The organism is Streptomyces sp. NBC_00250, assembly GCF_036192275.1.
Taxonomy (GTDB): domain Bacteria; phylum Actinomycetota; class Actinomycetes; order Streptomycetales; family Streptomycetaceae; genus Streptomyces.
This window is the reverse complement of sequence record NZ_CP108088.1, coordinates 4,195,110-4,212,076: the sequence shown is the minus strand read 5'-3', so window position 1 is coordinate 4,212,076 and position 16,967 is coordinate 4,195,110. Positions and strand designations below refer to the sequence as shown.

The window sequence follows — 16,967 nt, the reverse complement described above, 5'->3', positions numbered from 1 at the left end:
TTGTCGGGCGGGAGGTGTCACTCTCCGTCGCGTGCGGGCGTCAGCTCGTGTGTGCGCTCATCCGGTTCCGGACGTGTTCGTCAGTTCCGCGAGTTCGCGTTCCAGGTTCTCCCGCGCCCTCTCCTCCCAGACCGCCGCTCCGTAAGGCGTGCGGAAGAGGCGGGGCAGTCCGAGGAGCTGGCGGAGTACGGCGGCGCGGCCTTCGCGGAAGGCGTCGGCGGGGACGAAGCCGTACTCCTCGCGGACGGCCGCCGCATACCCCCGGTAGGTGTCGGGGTCGCTCGCGAGGATCGCGAGGTCCGCGTCGCAGAGGGTCTCGCCGTTCAGGTCGCCCGGGGACGGGTCGTGGGTGATGGTCAGGCGGACCAGGCGGGCGACCTCCGCCACCTCGTGCGGGGTGAGTCCGGCCTCGGTGAGTGCCCTCTCGGCGAGGACCGCCGAGCGTTCCTCGTTCTCGGAGCGGTCGGGCCGGTAGACCGCGTCGTGGAACCAGGCGGCGAGCCGTACGAGCTCCAGCTCTCCGCCCTCGCCGCCCTGGTCGGCGAGTTCGTCGATGCGGGCGAGGACCGCCCGGAGGTGGTCGACCGTGTGGTAGCGGCGCTGCGGCTCGGCCCAGCGGGCCAGCAGGTTGCGGCCGTACGGGGTGGGGTCGGCGCCCTCGCGGCCGGCGCGGGCGGCGTGCAGGGTGGCGTTCCAGCGCCGGAGGAGCTCGGGGTCCGGGGCGGCGGTGTGGCCGTGTCTCTGCTCGGTGGTGCCGTCGTGCCCGTGCTCGACGGTGCCGTCGTGCCCCTGTCCGGCGGTCTTCGCGTGCTCTTCCTCGGCGGTCATGGGGGCATTCTGCCCGGCCGGGGGTGCGGAAGCAGTGCTTCCCACGCACCCTCGGCGCCGCCCTCACCTCACTCTTACATACCCCCTATGGGTATGCTACGGTGCTCCGCACAGGTACCCCCTAGGGGTATGCCCCGGCTCCCGGTCGGGGGTCGTCGCGAGCGAAGGGTCAGGGCAATGTCAACCGTCAATCCCCGGCGCTGGTGGGCACTTGTCGTGCTCGCCGCCGCCCAGTTCATGGTCATCATGGACACGTCGATCATCGGGGTCGCGCTCCCCGAGATGCAGAAGGACCTGGGCTTCTCGCAGAGCGAGCTCCAGTGGATCTTCAACGCCTACGTGATCGTCTTCGGCGGCCTCCTGCTCCTCGGCGGACGCCTCTCCGACCTCGTCGGAGCCCGCAAGATCTTCGTCGCCGGCTGGGCGGTCATGATCGTCGGCTCGGTCCTGGCCGCCGCCGCGCAGACCGCCTGGGTCGAGATCGCGGGCCGCGCCGTCCAGGGTGTCGGAGGTGCCCTCATCGCGCCGTCCGCCATGACCCTGCTGATGATGCTCTTCATGCACGACCCGAAGGAGCTCGGCAAGGCGATGGCGCTCTACGGCGCCGCCGCCCCGGCCGGTGGCACCGCGGGCGTCTTCCTCGGCGGTGTCTTCACCGAGTGGATGAGCTGGCAGTGGGTCTTCATCATCTACATCCCGATCGGCCTCGCGACCCTCGCCGCCACCAAGCTCCTCCCGAACGTCGAGTCCCGCCGCGGCTCCGTCGACATCCTCGGCGCCGTCGCCGTCACCGCCGGTCTCGCGCTCGCCGTCTTCGCCGTGGTCCGCGCCCCCGAGGTCGGCTGGGGCTCCACCGGCACGATCCTCCAGCTGGTCGGCGCCGCCGCCCTCCTCGTCCTCTTCTTCGTGATCCAGAAGAGCATCAGCGAGCCGCTCATGCCGCTCAGCGTCTGGCGGGTCCCGCGCCTCGGCTCCGCCAACCTGGCGATGACGCTGCTCGGTGCCGCCTGGATCCCGATGTGGTACTTCCTCAACCTGTACCTCCAGCAGGTCCTCGGCTTCGGAGCCTTCGAGTCCGGTGCCGCGCTGCTCCCGATGACCGTGCTCCTCATGATCTTCATGACGGCGATCACCGCCCGGCTCATGCAGAAGTTCGGCGCCAAGCCGCTCATCGGCATCGGCCTCCTCGTCCTCGCCGCCGGCCTGGTCTGGCTCGCCGCCGTCCCGCCCACCGGCACCTTCGTCGTCGACGTCCTGCCCGCCTCGCTCGTCGCCGCGCTCGGCATGTCCCTCGCCTACATCCCGGCGATGATCGCCGCCATGTCGGGCGCCCCGCAGGAGCAGGCCGGTCTCGCCTCCGGCATCGTCAACACCACCTACAACGTGGGGTCCGCGCTCGGCCTGGCCGCGCTGACCGCCGTTGCCATGTCCCAGGGCGCCGACCAGCTCGGCAACCTGCCGAAGCTGACGGACGGGTTCTCGTCCGCCTTCATCGGCGCCGCGATCATCGCCGCCGTCGGCGGCGTGATCACCCTCCTCGTCATGAAGGGCGACAAGGCGGCCGCCGGAGCCCCCGCTCCCGCCTCCGAGGGCGAGAAGGTCTCCGTCTGAACTGTCCCGACCCACCCCCGAAGGGGCCGTTCGATGTCCGTCTCCGGACTTCGGGCGGCCCCTTTCTCCGTACCCACACCCATGCAAAAGGGGTAAGCGATGGAACTGAACACCCGTGCCGTGCACGTCGTCAACGAGCCTCTCCCGAGCGGCAGTCGGCCGCTCTCCGTGCCCCTCGTGCAGTCCTCCGCCTTCGCCTTCGAGTCCGCCGCCGAACTCGCCGACGCCATGGCGGGACCCGACGGGCAGTACGTCTACAGCCGCCGCGGCAACCCGACCGTACGGGCCCTGGAGCAGACCCTCGCCGGGCTCGAGGGCGGCGCCGGGGCCCTCGCCTTCGCCTCCGGCATGGGCGCCGTCAGCGGGATCCTGCTCGCCCTCCTGCGGCCGGGCGACCGCGTGGTGGCCCAGCGCTGTCTGTACGGCGGCACCCATGCCGTCCTGGCCGACCTGGCCGAGCGGTACGGGATCGAGGTCGTACGGATATCCGGCGACGATCCGGCCGAGTTCGAGGCCGCCGCCGTGCACCCGGCCACCCGGCTGCTCGTCATGGAGACCATCGCCAACCCCACCGGCCAGGTCCCCGACCTCCCGGGCCTGCTCGCCGCCGCCCGCGCGCTCGGGGTGACGAGCCTCGTCGACAACTCGCTCGCCTCGCCCGTACTGTGCCGCCCCCTGGAGCACGGTGCCGACATCGTCGTCCACTCGACCACCAAGTACCTCTCCGGGCACTCGGACGTCCTCGGCGGCGCCGCCGTGTTCGCCGACGACGGGCTGCGCCGCAGGATCTGGCCCCGGACGGTCGAACTCGGCGCCTGTGCCGACCCGTTCGCCGCCTGGCTGACCCTGCGTGGCATCCCCACCCTGCCGCTGCGGATGCGCGAGCACTGCGCCAACGCCGCCGCCCTCGCCGAGCGGCTCGCCGCCCACCCGGGCGTCACGGCCGTCCACTACCCGTGGCTCCCGGGCCACCCCTCGTACGAGCACGCCCGCAAGGCGCTCGACGGCGGCGGGGGGCTGCTGTCGTTCGAGCTCGCGGGGGGCCGGGAGGCCGGCCGGGCCTTCATCGAGTGCGTACGGGTGGCCACGCTCGCGCTCTCCCTCGGCGGGGTGGAGACCCTCGTGACGCACCCGGCGTCCACGTCCCACCGGGAGCTGGACGAGGCCGCTCTGGGGGCGGCCGGGATAGCCCCGGGGCTCGTACGGATGTCGGTCGGCATCGAGGACGTCGAGGACCTGTGGGCCGACGTCGAACAGGCTCTCGGTCAGGCTGCCGAACAGGCCCGCGGTCAGCATCGTTCCCGGCCTTCTTTTGGGTTGACAAAATAAATGACTGATTCGTAGATTGGGGTGTGCCAGGGAAAGACCACTCCTAGGTCAAGGGGGGCGCGCGATGCGCTACTTCGAGGACTTCCGGCCCGGCGACGTCCACGAGCTGGGCGCCGTCACCGTCACGGCGGAGGAGGTGCTGGAGTTCGGCAGGCGCTTCGACCCGCAGCCCTTCCACACGGATCCCGCGCGCGCGGAGCAGTCGCAGTTCCGCGGCCTGATCGCGAGCGGGTTCCACACCCAGGCGATGTTCATGCGCCGCTATGTCGACGGACTGCTCGCCTACAGCGCCTGTATGGGCTCGCCCGGCATCGACGAGGTCCGCTACCTGCGGCCCGTCCGCCCGGGCGACGTCCTCACCGCGCGCGTCGAGATCCTCGGCTCCACCCCGTCGCCGTTCAATCCCGCCACCGGCACCGTCAAACCGCGGTGCACCCTGGTGGCCTCCGACGGGACGGCCGTGTTCAGCATGATCCTGCACAGCATCTTCCGCCGGCGCCCCGCCGACTCCGAGGCCGACCATCTGTCGTCGATGCCCGCGGCCGAGGATCCCGTCGCCTGTGCGCGACCGGCCAAGACCTGTGTCCCGGTCATGAGCGCCTGACGAACCGTCCTTCGCCAGGCCCTTGAACACGGCCGTCCGTACATCCGGACCCGTCCACGCACGGATGGACCCGTCCACGCATGGATGGACCTGTCCGCACACCCGGACCCATCCGTCCCTCCGGACCCATCCGTCTCCGGACCCGTCCGAAGCCCCGTACATCCACCGAAGTGAAGGGGGACCTCCTGTGGAGGCCGTATCCCGCACCGCCCAGTGGACCGCCGCCGCGCGCGCCCTGGAGACCGAGCGCGAGGACCGGCTGTTCGCCGATCCCTACGCGCGCACCGTCGCCGACCGGATCGGCTTCGAACTGCTCGAGCGCTACGCCGGGGGCGGCACCGTGCCGTTCCTCGCCATCCGCACCACCTACCTCGACCGCGCCGTCGTCCAGGCGGTGGAGGAGCGGGGCATCCGCCAGGTCGTCTTCCTCGCCGCCGGCATGGACACCCGTTTCTTCCGGCTGCCCTGGCCCGACGGGGTCACCGTCTACGAGCTCGACCGCCCGGCCCTCCTGGAGGCCAAGGCCGAGATGCTCAAGGACGAGCCGCAGCCGGCCGGCCGCACCCGGATCACCGTCCCGGTCGACCTGACCCAGGACTGGACCGGCCCCCTCAAGGAGGCGGGCTGGAAGAGCGAGGAGCCCGTCCTGTGGGTGGTCGAGGGGCTGCTGTTCTTCCTCCCCGAGCAGGCCGTACGGACCCTCATCTCGACGCTCTCCGCGCACGCCGCGCCCGGCTCCGTGCTGCTCGGCGACGTCATCTCCCAGGCCGCCCTGGAGAACCCGCTCGCCCGCGGCTTCATGAAGGCCCTGGACGAGGACGGCAACCCGTGGCTCTTCGGCACCGAGGAGCCCGAGGCGCTGCTCGACGACTGCGGCTGGGCCGTACGGGAGGTCAGGCAGCCCGGTGAGGAGGGCGCCGACTTCGGGCGCTGGCCCTACCCGGTCCCGGCGCGTTCGGTCCCGCGCGTACCGCGGTCCTTCCTGTTCACCTGCGACCTGCCGGGCACGCGCGGCTTCGAGGAGGCGGCGGCATGAGCGCCCACGACTTCCACCAGCGGGTCATCACCGACGCCGGTGCGGCCGTCCGCGGTCTGACCGTCTCCCTCGGCCAGCGCCTCGGCCTCTACCGGGCCCTCGCCGAGCAGGGCCCGCTCACCGCCGCCGCGCTCGCGGAGGCGACCGGCACGAACGAGCGGTACATCGAGGAGTGGCTGCACGCCCAGCTCTCCGCCGGGTACGTGGAGCGGCACCCCAGCTCCCTCACGTACACGCTGCCCGCCGATCACGTCGAGGTCCTCGCGGACCCGAAGGCCGTCACGTACGCCGCCGGGTTCTTCACCGCCCTGAAGGCGCTGTACGCCACCGAGGACCTGCTGGTGGAGGCGTACCGCACCGGTGACGGCGTCGGCTGGGCCGAGCACGACGCGGCCCTCGACACCGGCATGGGCTCCTTCTTCCAGCCGACGTACGAGCACAAGCTCGTCGCCGACTGGCTGCCCGCCCTCCACCAGGTCACCGACAAGCTCGCCGCCGGCGGCACCGTCGCCGACGTGGGCTGCGGGGTCGGCCACACCACGCTGCTCATCGCGAAGGCCTTCCCGAACGCCACCGTCCACGGCTTCGACTACTCGGAGGAGGCCATCTCCATCGCGCGGGAGCTCGCCGAGGAGGCCGGCCTCTCCGACCGGGTCGTCTTCGAGGTCGCGTCCGCCGACGACTACCCGGGCTCCGGCTACGACCTGGTGTGCTTCTTCAACGCCCTGCACGACATGGGCGACCCGGTCGCCGCCGCCCAGCACGTCCACAAGTCCCTGGACGCGGACGGCACCTGGATGCTCGTCGAGTCGAACGTGTCCCCGCAGGACATCGACGTCCAGACGCCCGCCGCCCGCATGTTCATGGCCCTGTCCGCCGTCATGTGCCTGCCCGTCGCCGTCGCCCAGCGCGGCCCGCACGCGCTCGGCAACCACTCCGGCGAGAAGGCCTTCCGGGGCATCGCGGAGGAGGCCGGCTTCACCCGCTGGCGCCGCGCCACCGAGACCCCGGTGAACGCGGTCTACGAAGTCCGGCCGTAACCCCCCATCGTCAGAGGAGCACGATCATGGGCGCCACCGCCCCCCTGCCCGTCACCGACCGGTTCATGGAGGTCCTGGAGCGGCTCAGCGAGCGCTCCGTCGAGGACTACTACAACCCGTACCAGACCTTCCAGTGGCCCGAGACGCTGGAGGAGAACCGCTTCTGGATGACCCCGGAGCTGCTCACCGTCTACGGCACCGAGCACTACGACGCCCTCGGTGAGGAAACGCTTCAGCGCCTGTCGAAGTGGGAGTCCATCAACTTCTACAGCCTGAACGTCCACGGCATCCGCGAGCTGCTCATCGAGGTCGTCGGCCGCATCCACATGCCCGGCTTCGAGGTGCCCTCGGACTTCTTCCACCACTTCATCGGTGAGGAGAACGAACACATGTGGTTCTTCTCCGAGTTCTGCCGCCGCTACGGCCACAAGATCTACGGCTCCACCGCCATGCGCGCCGACGCCGCCTGGGAGCCCGAGGTCGAGAACTTCCTCGTCTTCACCCGCATCCTCTTCTTCGAGGAGCTCGTCGACCACTACAACTCCCGGATGGCGAAGGACACTTCGCTCTGCCACACCATCCGCGAGGTCAACCGCATCCACCACCAGGACGAGTCCCGGCACATCGCCTTCGGGCGCGAGCTGGTCTCCCTGCTCTACGGCCGGATGTGCCAGGCCGTCAGCGCCGAGCGGGTCCGCGAGGTGGAGGCGTACCTCAAGCGGTACGTCGTCTACAGCGTCAACTCCCTCTACAACCCCCACGTGTACCGCGACGCCGGCATCCCCGACCCGCTGGCCCTGCGCAACGCGCTGGTCGCCGACGAGAGCCGCCGCCCCCACGAGCGCAAGGCGATCCGCAAGCCCCTCGCCTTCTTCCTGAAGACCGGGATCTTCTCCGACGACACCCTGCCCGTCGTCTGAGCGGCCAGGGCCTGGACCTCCCACCCGAGAGGTGAAGAGATCATGACCGTGACGACCCCCGCGACCGGCGGGGACATCAAGGGATCGACGAGGGGCCTTCCCTCGCTCGGTCCCGAGGGGACCCGCCTGCTGCGGCTCCTCGACGACACCTTCGAGAGCTGGGGGGTGACCGCGGGCGCCCGCCCGATGACCATGCCCCCGCTCCTGCCGGCCGCCGATCTGGCGAAGCTGGACTACTACGACAACTTCCCGCACCAGGCCGTCCTCGCGGCCCCGCTCGACCTGGAGGGGCGCCTCACCGCCCCCTTCGACGGCGAGCGCGGGCAGTGGCCCGCGGCCGCCCTCGAACCGGCCGGCCTCGGACTGCCCTCGGCGTCCTGCTACGCCGTCTACCTCGACCACCAGGGCACCGCGGTCGCCGACGACACCCTCGTCACGATCTGCTCCTGGTGCTTCCGCAAGGAGACCCACTACGAGGGCATGCGGCGCCAACTCGGCTTCCGCATGCGGGAGATCGTCGCCATCGGTGCGCGCGAGCACGCCGAGACGCACCTCGCGGACTTCACCGCCCGCATCCAGTCCTTCGCCGCGGCGCTCGACCTGCCGCTGCGCAGGGAGGCGGCCTGCGACCCCTTCTTCGACAAGGGCGGCTCGAAGGCGGTCCTGCAGCGGCTGACCCCGGTGAAGTACGAGTTCCTGTACGAGGACCTGGCGATCGCCTCGGTCAACACGCACCGGAACTTCTTCGGCGACCGCTGCGACATCACCCTCGCCTCGACCGGCGGTCCGGCCTTCACCAGCTGTGTCGCCTTCGGCCTGGAGCGGTGGCTGTCCGCACTGACCCGGCGCCACGGCGGCTGGGAGGCCGCCACGGGGGCGGTGCTCGACGCGAACGCCCGCATGCGGGCCGATGCGAGCAACGCGGCCGGGCCGGTGATCTGACGTGCCGGCCCGTCCCGCCGCCCCGCCGGCGGGCGGCCTGGGGTGGGCGAACCTCGGCATGGACATCGTGTCCGTCAACCGTGTCCGCAGGCTCCTCGCCCAGTACGGGGAGCGGTTCTTCGAGCGGATGCTCACCCCCGGCGAGCTCGCCGATTGCCGTACCTCCTCCGGGCTCGACGTGCTGAGCCTGTGCGGGCGGATCGCGGCCAAGGAAGCGGCTTTCAAGACCTTACGGGTCAGGGGCAGGTTCCTGCCCTGGCCGGACATCGTCGTGCGGCGTTCCGAGGGCGGCTGGCCGCTCGTGGAGCTGCACCGTTCGGCCGCCGAGATGGCCGCGGAGTCCGGCATCACCGAGATCACCGTGTCCATCAGCCACGACGTGGACTACGCGGTGGCGGTGGCCGCTCCGATCATCGCGCCCGCCACACCCATCCATTAGCAGCTAAAGGAGAGCAACCATGGCCGACGGCCTGCAGACGGTGAAGAACTGGATCCTCGAGCGTCACCCGGAGCGCGACGACATCGCGGCCGACCTCGACCTGATCGAGAACCGGCTCATCGACTCGCTGTCCTTCGTCGAGTTCGTCTTCCTCCTGGAGCAGGAGAGCGGCACCGCGATCCAGATGGAGACCCTTGAGGTCGAGTCCATCCGCACCCTCGGTGCCATCGAGCAGCACTTCTTCAAGACCCCGGTGGAGGCTCAGGCATGAGCCGCCGCCTCTTCACCTCGGAGTCGGTGACCGAGGGACATCCGGACAAGATCGCCGACCGGATCAGCGACACCATCCTCGACGCGCTGCTCGCCGAGGACCCGTCCTCGCGGGTGGCGGTGGAGACCCTGATCACCACGGGTCTCGTGCACATCGCCGGCGAGGTCACCACCTCGGCGTACGCGCCGATAGCGAAGCTGGTGCGCGAGGCCGTCCTCGACATCGGCTACGACTCCTCCGCGAAGGGCTTCGACGGCGCCTCCTGCGGCGTCTCGGTGTCCATCGGCGCCCAGTCGCCGGACATCGCGCAGGGCGTGGACACGGCGTACGAGTCCCGGGTCGAGGGCGCGGGCGACGAGCTCGACGCGCAGGGCGCCGGTGACCAGGGCCTGATGTTCGGATACGCCTGCGACGACACGGCCGAGCTGATGCCGCTGCCGATCGCGCTCGCCCACCGGCTCTCCCGCCGCCTCACCGAGGTCCGCAAGAACGGCACCGTGCCCTACCTGCGGCCCGACGGGAAGACCCAGGTCACCATCGAGTACGACGGGGACCGCCCGGTCCGCCTCGACACGGTGGTCGTCTCCTCGCAGCACGCGGCGGACATCTCCGTCGAGGGCCTGCTCACCCCGGACGTCCGGGAGTACGTCGTCGAGCACGTCCTCAAGGAGCTGGTCGAGGAGGGCGTGAGCCTGGAGTCCGACGGCTACCGGCTCCTGGTGAACCCGACCGGGCGCTTCGAGGTCGGCGGCCCGATGGGCGACGCCGGACTCACCGGCCGGAAGATCATCATCGACACCTACGGCGGGATGGCCCGGCACGGCGGCGGCGCCTTCTCCGGCAAGGACCCGTCGAAGGTGGACCGGTCGGCGGCGTACGCGATGCGCTGGGTCGCGAAGAACGTCGTCGCGGCCGGTCTCGCCCGCCGCTGCGAGGTGCAGGTCGCGTACGCCATCGGCAAGGCCGAGCCGGTCGGTCTCTTCGTCGAGACCTTCGGCACGGGCACCCTGCCGGACGAGCGGATCCAGGAGGCCGTCAGCGCGGTCTTCGACCTGCGGCCGGCGGCGATCATCCGCGACCTGGACCTCAAGCGGCCGATCTACGCGAAGACGGCGGCGTACGGCCACTTCGGCCGCGAGCTCCCCGAGTTCACGTGGGAGCGCAGGGACCGTGTGCAGGCCTTGAAGAAGGCAGTGGGGGAGTAGGCCATGTGTATCGCTGTCACGGGATCCATCGCGACCGACCATCTGATGACCTTCCCCGGCTGGTTCAGCGAGCAGCTGCTCGCCGACCGCCTGGACCGGGTCTCCCTGTCGTTCCTCGCCGACAACCTGGAGGTCAGGCGTGGCGGAGTGGCAGCGAACATCGCCTTCGGACTCGGTGTCCTCGGTCTCCGTCCCGCCCTCGTGGGCGCGGTCGGCGCCGACTTCGAGCCGTACCGGGTCTGGCTGAAGGACCACGGTGTGGACACCGACTCGGTGCGCGTCAGCGAGTCGCTCCACACCGCCCGGTTCGTCTGTACGACCGACCGGGCCCAGAACCAGATCGCCACCTTCTACGCGGGGGCGATGGCCGAGGCGCGCGAGATCGACCTCCGCGAGGTCGTGGCGCGCACCGGCCGGCTGGAGCTGGTCCTGGTCTCCCCGGACGACCCCGAGGCCATGCTGCGGCACACCCGCACCTGCCGTGACCTGGGGATTCCCTTCGCCGCCGATCCGTCGCAGCAGTTGGCGCGGCTCGACGGGGAGCAGGTGCGGGAGCTGGTGGACGGGGCGCGGTTCCTGTTCACCAACGAGTACGAGACGGCGCTGCTCCTGGAGAAGGCCGGCTGGGCGGAGGCGGACGTGCTGCGCCGGGTCGGCACGTGGGTGACCACCCACGGTGAGGCGGGCGTCCGCATCCGGGGCGAGGGCCGCGAGCCGCTGACCGTGCCGGCGGTGGAGGTCGCGGCGGTCGTGGACCCGACGGGGGTCGGGGACGCCTTCCGGTCCGGGTTCCTCGCGGGCTGGCTGTGGGGTGTGCCGGAGCGGTGCGCGGCGCAGCTGGGCTGTGCGGTGGCGGCGACGGTCCTCGACTACGTGGGGACGCAGGAGTACCGGCTGCACCGGGAGCCGCTCCTGGACCGGATCAGGACGACGTACGGGACGGTCTGCACGGCGACTCTGGTCACCCATCTCAGGGGGCTCTCATGACCGTCGTACGGAGGTCCCTGCGGGAGGAGTTCGCGAAGCGGGTCGTGGTGGCCGACGGGGCGATGGGCACGATGCTCCAGGCCGCCGACCCGACGATGGACGACTTCCAGAACCTTGAGGGCTGCAACGAGATCCTCAACCTCACCCGCCCCGACATCGTCGCCTCCGTCCACGACGCCTACTTCTCGGTGGGTGTGGACTGCGTCGAGACCAACACCTTCGGGGCGAACCTGGCCGCGCTCGCCGAGTACGGCATCGAGAACCAGGTGTACGAACTGTCCGAGGCCGGCGCCCGGATCGCCCGCGCCGCGGCGGACGCGCACACGGCCGCCGACGGCCGCCCCCGCTGGGTCCTCGGCTCCATGGGCCCCGGTACGAAGCTGCCGACCCTGGGCCACGTCACGTACGAGCCGTTGCGTGAGGCCTTCCAGCAGAACGCGGAGGGCCTGATCCGGGGCGGCGCGGACGCCCTGCTCATCGAGACCTCGCAGGACCTGCTCCAGACGAAGGCGGCCGTCATCGGCGCCCGCCGGGCCCTGGACTGGGTCGGTGTGGACCTGCCGGTGATCGTGCAGGTCACGGTGGAGACGACGGGCACGATGCTGCTCGGCTCGGAGATCGGGGCGGCGCTCACCGCCCTGGAGCCGCTGGGCATCGACATGATCGGTCTGAACTGCGCCACGGGCCCGGCGGAGATGGCCGAGCACCTGCGGCACCTGTCCCGCCACGCCCGTGTCCCGATCTCGGTCATGCCGAACGCGGGCCTGCCCGTCCTCACCTCCGACGGCGCCCACTATCCCCTGTCGCCGGCCGAACTGGCCGACGCCCAGGAGGCGTTCGTCCGCGAGTACGGCCCCGCGCTGGTCGGCGGCTGCTGCGGTACGACCCCGGAGCACCTGCGGGAGATCGTGGACCGGGTGCGGGGCGCCGCCGTCCTCGACCGGCGCCCCGAGCCGGAGCCGGGCGCGTCCTCGCTCTACAGCCATGTGCCGTTCCGGCAGGACACGGCGTACATGGCGATCGGTGAGCGCACGAACGCCAACGGCTCGAAGAAGTTCCGCGAGGCCATGCTCGACGGCCGCTGGGACGACTGCGTCGAGATGGCGCGGGACCAGATCCGCGAGGGCGCGCACATGCTCGACCTGTGCGTGGACTACGTGGGCCGGGACGGCACCGCGGACATGGCGGAACTGGCCGGCCGCTTCGCGACGGCCTCGACGCTTCCGATCGTCCTCGACTCGACGGAGATCGGGGTGCTGCGGGCGGGTCTGGAGAAGCTCGGCGGCCGGGCGGTCGTCAACTCGGTGAACTACGAGGACGGCGACGGCCCCGAGTCGCGGTTCGCACAGGTCACGGCCCTGGCGAAGGAGCACGGCGCCGCGCTGATGGCGCTGACGATCGACGAGCAGGGCCAGGCCCGCAGCGTCGCGCACAAGGTGGCGATCGCGGAGCGCCTCATCGAGGACCTGACCGGGAACTGGGGGATCAGGGAGTCGGACATCCTGATCGACACCCTCACGTTCACGATCTGCACCGGTCAGGAGGAGTCCCGCAGGGACGGCATCCACACGATCGAGGCGATCAGGGAGCTGAAGCGGCTCCACCCGGACGTCCAGACGACCCTGGGCCTCTCCAACATCTCGTTCGGCCTGAACCCGGCCGCGCGGATCGTCCTCAACTCGGTCTTCCTCGACGAGTGCGTGAAGGCGGGCCTGGACTCGGCCATCGTGCACGCGTCGAAGATCCTGCCGATCGCCCGCCTGGAACCGGAGCAGGTGGAGGTCGCGCTCGACCTGATCCACGACCGGCGCCGGGAGGGCTACGACCCGCTGCAGCGCTTCCTGGAGATGTTCGAGGGCGCGACGGCGAAGTCCCTGAAGGCCGGCAAGACCGAGGAGCTCCTCGCGCTGCCCCTGGACGAGCGCCTGAAGCGCCGGATCATCGACGGCGAGAAGAACGGCCTGGAGGCCGACCTCGATGAGGCCCTCGCCGGGCGTCCCGCCCTGGAGATCGTCAACGAGATCCTGCTCGACGGCATGAAGACGGTCGGCGAGCTGTTCGGCTCCGGTCGGATGCAGCTGCCGTTCGTGCTGCAGTCAGCCGAGGTCATGAAGACGGCGGTGGCGTTTCTCGAACCGCACATGGAGAAGACGGACGCCGACGGCAAGGGCACGATCGTCCTCGCCACCGTCCGCGGCGACGTCCACGACATCGGCAAGAACCTCGTCGACATCATCCTCTCCAACAACGGCTACAACGTCGTCAACATCGGCATCAAGCAGCCGGTCTCCGCGATCCTGGAGGCGGCGGAGGAACACCGGGCGGACGTCATCGGCATGTCCGGCCTGTTGGTGAAATCCACCGTGATCATGAAGGAGAACCTCCAGGAGCTGAACGGCCGCGGCCTGGCCGGGCGCTTCCCCGTGATCCTCGGCGGCGCCGCCCTCACCAGGGCGTACGTCGAGCAGGACCTCCACGAGCTGTACGAGGGCGAGGTGCGGTACGCCCGCGACGCCTTCGAGGGCCTGCGCCTCATGGACGCGCTCATGGGCGTCAAGCGTGGCGTCCCCGGAGTCGTACTCCCGCCGCTCAAGCAGCGGCGCGTGCCGAAACGCGAGACCCCGCTGCTCGCGTCGGACGTCCGGGAGTCGGAGCCGGCCGGCCGCTCCGACGTCGCCGCCGACAACCCCGTACCCGAGCCCCCCTTCCTCGGGACCAGGGTCGTCAAGGGCATCCAGCTCGCCGAGTACGCCTCCTGGCTCGACGAGACCGCCCTCTTCAAGGGGCAGTGGGGCCTCAAGGACACCGAGACCATCGAGACGGAGGGCCGGCCGCGGCTGCGTGCCTGGCTCGACCGCCTCCAGACGGACCACCTCCTCGAAGCAGCCGTCGTCCACGGCTGGTTCCCCTGTGTGTCCAAGGGCGACGACCTGATCGTCCTGGACGAGGACGGAGGCGAGCGGACCCGCTTCTCCTTCCCCCGCCAGCAGCGGGGCCGCCGCCTCTGCCTGGCCGACTTCCACCGCTCCGAGGACTCCGGCGAGATCGACGCCGTCGCGATGCAGGTGGTCACCGTCGGCTCCCGGATCGGCGAGGAGACGGCGAAGCTCTTCGCCGCCGACGCCTACCGGGACTATCTCGAACTCCACGGCCTCTCGGTCCAGTTGGCGGAGGCGCTGGCCGAGTACTGGCACGCGAGGGTGCGCGCCGAATGGGGTATCGCGGGCTCCTCGGAGCCGGCGTCCCTGGACGGCATGCTCCGCACCGAGTACCAGGGCTGCCGCTACTCCCTCGGCTACCCGGCCTGCCCCGACCTGGAGGACCGGGCGAAGATCGCCGCGCTCCTGCGCCCGGAGCGGATCGGGGTGGAGCTGTCGGAGGAGTACCAGCTGCACCCCGAGCAGTCGACGGACGCGATCGTCGTCCACCACCCGGAGGCGAGCTACTTCAACGCGGGAGGCCGCAGGTGAGCCCCACGTACTCGTTCGAGTTCTTCCCGCCGAAGACGGGCAGGGGCGAGCGGACCCTGTGGGAGGCGATCCGCCGGGTGGAAGCCCTCTCCCCGGACTTCGTCTCGGTGACGTACGGCGCGGGCGGCTCGTCCCGCGACCGGACGATCGAGGTGACGAAGCGGATCGCGACCGAGACGACCCTGCGACCGGTCGCGCACCTGACGGCGGTCGGACACTCGGTCGCGGAGCTACGGGCGATCATCGGCGCCTACGCGGACGCCGGGGTACGGGACGTCCTGGTCCTGCGCGGAGACCCGCCGGGCGACCCGCGCGGCCCGTGGACCCCGCACCCGCGGGGATTCACCTACGCCCACGAACTGGTCGCCCTAGTCCGCTCGTTGGGCGACTTCCGGATCGGGGTGGCGGCCTTCCCGGAGGGCCACCCGCGGTCGGCGGGTCCGGCCGACGACCTGGCGCACTTCGTCGCCAAGTGCCGGGCGGGCGCCGACTACGCCATCACGCAGATGTTCTTCGACCCGGAGGACTATCTGCGGCTGCGCGACCGGGTCGCGGCCGCCGGCTGCGACACCCCGATCATCCCGGAGATCATGCCGGCGACGGACGTACGCCAGATCCGGCGCTTCGCGGAGCTGAGCGACGCCGCGTTCCCCGAGGACCTGGCACACCGCCTGGAGGCGGCGAAGGACGACCCGGAGGCGGCTTACCGCATCGGCGTGGAGCACGCGACGCGGATGGGCCTGCGGCTGCTCGACGAGGGCGCGCCGGGCCTGCACTACATCACGCTGAACAAGTCGACGGCGGCCCTGGAAATCCACCGAACCATCATGAGCGCAAGGAGCGTTGTCCATGTCTGACGCATTCACGGATTACAAAGTCGCCGACATCTCCCTCGCCGCATTCGGCCGCAAGGAGATCACCCTGGCGGAGCACGAGATGCCGGGCCTGATGTCGATCCGCCGCGAGTACGCGCCGACGCGGCCCCTGGCGGGGGCGCGGATCACCGGCTCCCTCCACATGACCGTACAGACGGCCGTCCTCATCGAGACGCTGGTCGCGCTCGGCGCGGAGGTCCGCTGGGTGTCCTGCAACATCTACTCGACGCAGGACCACGCCGCCGCCGCGATCGCCGCCGCCGGCATCCCGGTCTTCGCCTGGAAGGGCGAGACCCTGGAGGAGTACTGGTGGTGTACGGAGCAGGCGCTGACCTGGCCGAACGCCGACGGCCCCGCTGCGTCCGACGGTCGGTCCCCGCACCTCGGCCCGAACATGATCCTGGACGACGGCGGGGACGCGACGGTCCTCGTCCACCTGGGCGTCGAGTACCAGAAGACGGGCAGGCTGCCGGAGGCCGCCAACGAGGAACTGGCGGTGATGCGGGCCCTGTTGGAGAACAGTGAGCTCGACTGGTCGACCATCGCCACCGGCATCCGCGGCGTGACGGAGGAGACCACCACGGGCGTCCACCGTCTGTACGAGATGCACCGCGAGGGCGCGCTGCTCTTCCCGGCGATCAACGTGAACGACGCCGTGACGAAGTCCAAGTTCGACAACAAGTACGGCTGCCGCCACTCGCTCATCGACGGCATCAACCGCGCCACGGACGTCCTCATCGGCGGCAAGACGGCCGTCGTCTGCGGCTACGGGGACGTCGGCAAGGGATCGGCGGAGTCCCTGCGCGGCCAGGGCGCGCGGGTCGTCGTCACCGAGATCGACCCGATCTGCGCGCTCCAGGCGGCGATGGACGGCTACCAGGTCGCCACACTGGAGGACGTGGTGGAGACGGCGGACATCTTCATCACGACCACGGGCAACAAGGACATCATCATGGCGTCCGACATCGCCCGCATGAAGCACCAGGCGATCGTCGGCAACATCGGCCACTTCGACAACGAGATCGACATGGCCGGCCTGGCGCGGATCCCCGGGATCGTGAAGGACGAGGTCAAGCCGCAGGTCCACACGTGGACGTTCGAGGACGGCAAGGTCGTCATCGTCCTGTCGGAAGGCCGCCTGCTGAACCTCGGCAACGCGACCGGCCACCCGTCCTTCGTGATGTCGAACTCCTTCGCCGACCAGACGCTCGCGCAGATCGAACTCTTCACGAAGGCGTCCGACTACCCCGTCGGCGTCTACACCCTCCCCAAGCACCTGGACGAGAAGGTCGCCCGCCTGCACCTGGACGCCCTGGGCGTACGCCTCACGACCCTCCGCCCCGAGCAGGCGTCGTACATCGGGGTCCCGGTGGAGGGCCCGTACAAGCCGGACCACTACCGCTACTGATG

General features: G+C 70.6%; 15 protein-coding genes. 14 read left to right on the top strand and 1 reads right to left on the bottom strand.

The features are described 5' to 3' along the window. Positions 1–57: 57 nt before the first annotated feature. The gene (locus OG259_RS18905) at positions 58–828 is read right to left on the bottom strand and encodes an HD domain-containing protein (protein ID WP_328943341.1); all 771 of its coding nucleotides are present in this window, start codon (positions 826–828) and stop codon (positions 58–60) included. Between the two features lie 177 nt (positions 829–1,005). Between OG259_RS18905 and OG259_RS18900 the strand changes: the two genes are divergently transcribed. The 14 genes from OG259_RS18900 (at position 1,006) to ahcY (ending at position 16,965) form a co-directional block, all read left to right on the top strand. Next, positions 1,006–2,439, top strand: a complete 1,434-nt coding sequence (locus OG259_RS18900) for an MFS transporter (protein WP_328943340.1) — start codon at positions 1,006–1,008, stop codon at positions 2,437–2,439. A 99-nt stretch (positions 2,440–2,538) separates the two neighbouring features. Next, entirely contained in the window at positions 2,539–3,768 is a 1,230-nt protein-coding gene (locus OG259_RS18895; protein WP_328943339.1) for a trans-sulfuration enzyme family protein, read from the top strand. Positions 3,769–3,832: 64 nt separating this feature from the next. Beyond that, positions 3,833–4,372 (top strand): MaoC family dehydratase, encoded by a 540-nt coding sequence (locus OG259_RS18890; protein WP_328943338.1) that lies wholly within the window; start codon positions 3,833–3,835, stop codon positions 4,370–4,372. A gap of 187 nt (positions 4,373–4,559) precedes the next feature. Then, complete coding sequence (locus OG259_RS18885) at positions 4,560–5,408, top strand: class I SAM-dependent methyltransferase (RefSeq protein WP_328943337.1); 849 nt, start codon at positions 4,560–4,562, stop codon at positions 5,406–5,408. Next, positions 5,405–6,448 carry a class I SAM-dependent methyltransferase gene (locus OG259_RS18880; RefSeq protein ID WP_328943336.1) on the top strand — a complete coding sequence of 348 codons (1,044 nt, stop codon included), beginning with the start codon at positions 5,405–5,407 and terminating at the stop codon, positions 6,446–6,448. Before OG259_RS18885 ends, OG259_RS18880 begins: the two co-directional genes overlap by 4 nt. Before the next feature lie 26 nt (positions 6,449–6,474). Continuing rightward, the gene (locus OG259_RS18875) at positions 6,475–7,368 is read left to right on the top strand and encodes a diiron oxygenase (protein ID WP_266894836.1); all 894 of its coding nucleotides are present in this window, start codon (positions 6,475–6,477) and stop codon (positions 7,366–7,368) included. A 42-nt stretch (positions 7,369–7,410) separates the two neighbouring features. Beyond that, entirely contained in the window at positions 7,411–8,310 is a 900-nt protein-coding gene (locus OG259_RS18870; RefSeq protein WP_328943335.1) for a hypothetical protein, read from the top strand. A 1-nt stretch (position 8,311) separates the two neighbouring features. Then, complete coding sequence (gene acpS / locus OG259_RS18865) at positions 8,312–8,749, top strand: holo-ACP synthase (protein WP_266894838.1); 438 nt, start codon at positions 8,312–8,314, stop codon at positions 8,747–8,749. 19 nt (positions 8,750–8,768) lie between these two features. Further along, a complete protein-coding gene (locus OG259_RS18860; RefSeq protein ID WP_328943334.1) occupies positions 8,769–9,020 on the top strand; it encodes an acyl carrier protein in 252 nt (83 codons plus the stop codon). Then, complete coding sequence (metK, locus tag OG259_RS18855) at positions 9,017–10,225, top strand: methionine adenosyltransferase (RefSeq protein WP_328943333.1); 1,209 nt, start codon at positions 9,017–9,019, stop codon at positions 10,223–10,225. Before OG259_RS18860 ends, metK begins: the two co-directional genes overlap by 4 nt. Before the next feature lie 3 nt (positions 10,226–10,228). Beyond that, complete coding sequence (locus tag OG259_RS18850; protein ID WP_328943332.1) at positions 10,229–11,212, top strand: carbohydrate kinase family protein; 984 nt, start codon at positions 10,229–10,231, stop codon at positions 11,210–11,212. After that, positions 11,209–14,682, top strand: a complete 3,474-nt coding sequence (metH, locus tag OG259_RS18845; protein WP_328943331.1) for a methionine synthase — start codon at positions 11,209–11,211, stop codon at positions 14,680–14,682. Before OG259_RS18850 ends, metH begins: the two co-directional genes overlap by 4 nt. Beyond that, positions 14,679–15,539, top strand: coding sequence for a methylenetetrahydrofolate reductase [NAD(P)H] (gene metF, locus OG259_RS18840; RefSeq protein ID WP_328943330.1), 861 nt, complete (start codon positions 14,679–14,681; stop codon positions 15,537–15,539). The genes metH and metF overlap by 4 nt, the downstream gene beginning before the upstream one ends. Next, positions 15,532–16,965: an adenosylhomocysteinase gene (ahcY, locus tag OG259_RS18835; protein ID WP_328943329.1), complete on the top strand. Its 1,434-nt coding sequence runs from the start codon at positions 15,532–15,534 to the stop codon at positions 16,963–16,965. Before metF ends, ahcY begins: the two co-directional genes overlap by 8 nt. Positions 16,966–16,967 lie beyond the last annotated feature (2 nt).

Excerpts from the sequence above, each read along its gene's own strand:
- metH (WP_328943331.1), top strand. The coding sequence starts at position 11,209 with ATGACCGTCGTACGGAGGTCCCTGCGGGAGGAGTTCGCGAAGCGGGTC.
- OG259_RS18860 (WP_328943334.1), top strand. The coding sequence starts at position 8,769 with ATGGCCGACGGCCTGCAGACGGTGAAGAACTGGATCCTCGAGCGTCAC.
- metK (WP_328943333.1), top strand. The coding sequence starts at position 9,017 with ATGAGCCGCCGCCTCTTCACCTCGGAGTCGGTGACCGAGGGACATCCG.
- OG259_RS18895 (WP_328943339.1), top strand. The coding sequence starts at position 2,539 with ATGGAACTGAACACCCGTGCCGTGCACGTCGTCAACGAGCCTCTCCCG.
- OG259_RS18880 (WP_328943336.1), top strand. The coding sequence starts at position 5,405 with ATGAGCGCCCACGACTTCCACCAGCGGGTCATCACCGACGCCGGTGCG.
- ahcY (WP_328943329.1), top strand. The coding sequence starts at position 15,532 with ATGTCTGACGCATTCACGGATTACAAAGTCGCCGACATCTCCCTCGCC.
- OG259_RS18875 (WP_266894836.1), top strand. The coding sequence starts at position 6,475 with ATGGGCGCCACCGCCCCCCTGCCCGTCACCGACCGGTTCATGGAGGTC.
- OG259_RS18890 (WP_328943338.1), top strand. The coding sequence starts at position 3,833 with ATGCGCTACTTCGAGGACTTCCGGCCCGGCGACGTCCACGAGCTGGGC.
- OG259_RS18850 (WP_328943332.1), top strand. The coding sequence starts at position 10,229 with ATGTGTATCGCTGTCACGGGATCCATCGCGACCGACCATCTGATGACC.
- OG259_RS18900 (WP_328943340.1), top strand. The coding sequence starts at position 1,006 with ATGTCAACCGTCAATCCCCGGCGCTGGTGGGCACTTGTCGTGCTCGCC.
- OG259_RS18870 (WP_328943335.1), top strand. The coding sequence starts at position 7,411 with ATGACCGTGACGACCCCCGCGACCGGCGGGGACATCAAGGGATCGACG.
- OG259_RS18905 (WP_328943341.1), bottom strand. The coding sequence starts at position 828 with ATGACCGCCGAGGAAGAGCACGCGAAGACCGCCGGACAGGGGCACGAC.